Below are 1,353 nucleotides of genomic sequence, written 5' to 3'. Positions count from 1 at the left end.
CTGCGTAGCAGTGTATAGGTGGGCATTGCTTTATTTTTATATCTCCTAACGGAGCTAAAAATAACGACAATGTTTAAAGTTTTTCTATACTTAAATAATAACTCTAGTTTTATAGGCTGTGAAATTTACAGGGCTAGATTCGGATGAACGGCTGAGGTATTACACGAATCTTAATGATTATGGTTTTAGAGAGCGCCCGTAAGGGCAAAAGTAGTTTAATTAGTCTCCCGCCGTAGGCGGGAACGTGAATTTTATTAAAATTGAGTTGAAAATCTTTAGTTGATAACTGAAATTCCTAAAATAACAGACTCTTTTATGTGCTGCACAAATCACAGCTTAGTTATGAGAAATAGAATGGATATTAACAGGTTAAATGAAAAGCACTAATATGTAAAAATAAGTAACGCGGAGAGGTCTGGTTTTGAAAGCTAGGTGGATTTTACATATCATGTTTTTAAATTTCATTATTTCCAATATTCCATCACTTTTAGTTTAATTGGTCTAACCTGTTTTATGTGAGTGAGCGCTAGCAAGGTATGAGAATAAAACCCATGATTGGAACAAACCATCATTAATAGGGCAAGCCCTATTCAGCATAGTGATTGTTTATGACAATCACGAAGTGCTGTTTTTGACAAAAGCAAATAAATATAAGAAGAGTATTATCTATTTAGCTGAGGGTGGATAAGATGAGTGAATATAATTCAAATAATAATGAGAAGAAAAACAAAAAACAACTTGAACATATTAATCTATGCATTACACGAGATTTTTATTTTTATGGTAAGTTTTACGATGAGCTAAAAGGTATCATCAAATCATATAATGATGAGATAATGGAAATCAAAAGCGATATAGGCGAAAAAATAACTTTAAGTCTTTTGTGTGATCATGGTGATAACATTAATAGCGAAATAAAAGAGGTGATGGATGATGCTGATATATCATTTAAAACTGTGACTGAACGTTTCAGAGAGAGTGTTTTGGAAAAAATGATTAATTGGCTAGATAGTGGGAGGATTGTGCATTCTGACGTTCCGATGATTATTACAATTTTTCAACAGGAAGTTTATGGGTTCAATTTTAGAAAATTAAAAATAAGATCATATATAAATGACGGGTTAATTAAGAAGTTCGGTAAAAGTATTGATCATGGGATGGTTAAATGGTAGAAGGCTCAGGCTGCGAAAAAGAGAATATGATTGGCTATAGCTCAATACATAATAATTTGAAAGCTATGTGTGGAAAATATTTTATTGATTATTATTTGACAAATAAAAAATGTCGATGTAAATAAAATGAAGATACAAAAAAAGCCAACTTATCAAAGTTGACTTTTTAAGGACTAAAAAA

Annotated in this window: 1 protein-coding gene; it reads left to right on the top strand. The window is 31.3% G+C overall.

Annotated features, from left to right (window positions below; all coding sequences use genetic code 11):
* The first annotated feature begins 689 nt into the window (after nt 1-689).
* Entirely contained in the window at nt 690-1,172 is a 483-nt protein-coding gene (locus tag KHQ28_RS28875) for a hypothetical protein (protein ID WP_064147895.1), read from the top strand.
* The last annotated feature ends 181 nt before the right edge of the window (nt 1,173-1,353 follow it).

This window comes from Klebsiella sp. 28, assembly GCF_018223905.1.
GTDB lineage: Bacteria > Pseudomonadota > Gammaproteobacteria > Enterobacterales > Enterobacteriaceae > Klebsiella > Klebsiella pneumoniae.
The sequence above is the reverse complement of the archived record's forward strand: the minus strand, read 5'-3'. Positions and strand labels throughout refer to the sequence as shown.